The organism is uncultured Caballeronia sp. (assembly GCF_964243625.1).
Classification (GTDB): Bacteria; Pseudomonadota; Gammaproteobacteria; order Burkholderiales; family Burkholderiaceae; genus Caballeronia.
This window is the reverse complement of sequence record NZ_CAXTGZ010000796.1, coordinates 1-2,369: the sequence shown is the minus strand read 5'-3', so window position 1 is coordinate 2,369 and position 2,369 is coordinate 1. Positions and strand designations below refer to the sequence as shown.

2 protein-coding genes and 1 pseudogene are annotated in these 2,369 nt (G+C 59.4%); all 3 read right to left on the bottom strand.

The genetic code is table 11. The annotated features are described in order from the left end of the window. Nucleotides 1-248, bottom strand: a pseudogene (locus ACFFAR_RS31010) (hypothetical protein); the annotation flags it as partial. Beyond that, nucleotides 248-1,033, bottom strand: coding sequence for an ATP-binding cassette domain-containing protein (locus ACFFAR_RS31005; RefSeq protein WP_174365720.1), 786 nt, complete (start codon nucleotides 1,031-1,033; stop codon nucleotides 248-250). The pseudogene ACFFAR_RS31010 and the gene ACFFAR_RS31005, both read right to left, overlap by 1 nt. A 55-nt stretch (nucleotides 1,034-1,088) precedes the next feature. Continuing rightward, nucleotides 1,089-2,138 carry a taurine ABC transporter substrate-binding protein gene (tauA, locus tag ACFFAR_RS31000; protein ID WP_375509204.1) on the bottom strand — a complete coding sequence of 350 codons (1,050 nt, stop codon included), beginning with the start codon at nucleotides 2,136-2,138 and terminating at the stop codon, nucleotides 1,089-1,091. Between the last annotated feature and the right edge of the window lie 231 nt (nucleotides 2,139-2,369).

The window sequence follows — 2,369 nt, the reverse complement described above, 5'->3', positions numbered from 1 at the left end:
CTCGCGGCGAACGCCAGCACCACGACGTAGGTCAGGAACAGCGGCTTGACCCAGCCGAACCGCGTCGCGATCCACCACAGCGCCAGCAGGATTAGCGTGGTGACAAGGCTGATTTGCCAAGTACTTCCCTGCCCCAGCGCGCCGTAACTACGTGCGCGCTTGCGCCGCGTGCGCGCCTGCGACCGTTCGCTTGCTGCGTTCGGATCGACTGCAACGCTCAAGGCTTTTGTACCGGAAGGGGATACCATTAGTGGACTCCTCCCGATGATGTTTCGTGAACGAGCGTCAGCACACGCTCACGCATCGCAATGAACTCAGTACTCGCTTTCGTGCCGCGTGCATTACGCGATTCGAGAAACTGCCGCGCGAACGGCAGCGTCATTTCATGCACGACACGCCCCGGGTGGGGCGCCATGATGATCAGGCGCGTCGCGAGAAAGAGCGCCTCCTCCACATCGTGAGTGATGAAAAAGAATACGCCCTTCGATTCGTTCCACAGGTCCAGCAACAACTCTTGAATCGACTCCCGCGTGAAGGCGTCGAGGGCGCCCAAAGGCTCGTCAAGCAGCATTACCTGCGGTGACGATGCGATCGCCCGCGCGACGCCCACACGCTGCTGCATCCCACCCGATAACTCGTACACCGGCTTGTGAGCGGCGTCAGCGAGACCAACTTTACGAAGACACTCCATGCCGATCGGGCGTCGCTCATGCAACGGCATCTTGCGCAGGCGAAGACCGAACTCCACATTCTCGATCACGTTCATCCATGGCATCAACGCATGCTTTTGGAACACGACACCGCGTTCGAATCCAGGGCCATCGACCGCCTTACCGTCGAGCACGATTTCGCCACGGGTGGGCGCAATGAAGCCGGCGATCGTGTTCAACAACGTTGTCTTGCCGCACCCCGACGCCCCGAGCGCCACAACAAATTCACCGGCTTCTATAGACAGAGAGACGTTTTCGAGCGCCAGATTCGGGGGGCCTTTTTTGGCAGGATATTCGATCGACAGATCCTTGATTTCGAGCATGGTGGATATCCGTAAATGAGCTGGTCAGTGCAATTCTTGCAGCCGCACGCCCTCGCTACTGGGCGAGCGCTCTGGCATATTCGTCCGTGACGCCAACCGAATAGTCGGGCAATGTCGACTGCAGCGTCTTCTGGTCCTTCAGGAAATCCGCTGTTGCTTGCAAGGACTTCGCGGCGCCCGATGCCTTGCCGCCGCCGAGCCACTCGCTCGATGCCTGCTGCTTCGCCGTCGGAAACTGGTAGAGCGCGAGCGATTCCTTGACCTCGTCCGGCGCACCGCCCGACACGGCTGCAACTGCCTTTCCTTCTGCCGTCGCGCCTGTCCACTGATCCGGATGCGCACGATAATCTGCGTCGCCCTTTGCCAGAATTTTGACGAACGTCGCCATGAATTGCGGGTTGGCTTTCGCCCAGTCACGGTTCACGACAAAGCCATCGAACGTCGCGAGGCCGGTATCGGCGGCGATCTTGCCGGATGTTGTGACGACCTTCCCGTTCGCCTCCACCTTGGACAATACCGGGTTCCAAATGTAAGTCGCATCGATATCGCCGCGCTCCCAGGCTGCCGCGATTTCTGGCGGCCGCATGTTGAGCACCTTGACATCGGACGAGCTCAAGCCTGCTTTCTTGAGAGCGAGCAATGCATGGAAGTGACTTGTCGATACGAACGGCACGCCGAGGCGCTTGCCTTTCAATTGCGCGACCGTGGTCACGCCGCTGCCGTTGCGCGTGACGAGCGCTTCTGCGTCGTTGATGTTGTCGAGAATCCAGAACAGTTGGATAGGCAACCCCTGGCTCAGACCGGCTGCGACCGGGCTTGACCCTGCTTCGCCGAGCTGCACGTTGCCCGACGCCATAGCACGGATTACATCGCCGCCGCCGCCGAACTTGCGGTAGCTGACTTTATAGCCGGTCTGCTTGCCGACTTCGTCGAGTTGCTGAGCGTAACGCCACGGCACCATCATGTCCTGATAGGCGATCGTCACTTCCTTGTCGGCCGCGAGCGCGTGGCCAGCGAGCGTTGCGGTGCATAAGGCAACGAACACGCGTGCGATCTTGAGCAGCGAACCATTTTTTGGGTTTGAACGCCAGGCCGAAACTTTCATGCGGGAATCCTCGGGGAAATAGATGATGCTCGGGAACACGGGAAAGGTCTGCTCGAAGATTTACGTTCATTCACATCGAGTCTGGATCCATTGATGCACGATCCTGACCAGCCGATGGAGCCAGCGAGGGGTATCGATTGGGCCAGTGCAGGGTTTTGGCGATGGACTGAGCGGTGATGGATTTGCGCGGAACGCCTGGGCCGGAAATTCATGCAAGGTGGCGCTGATGTA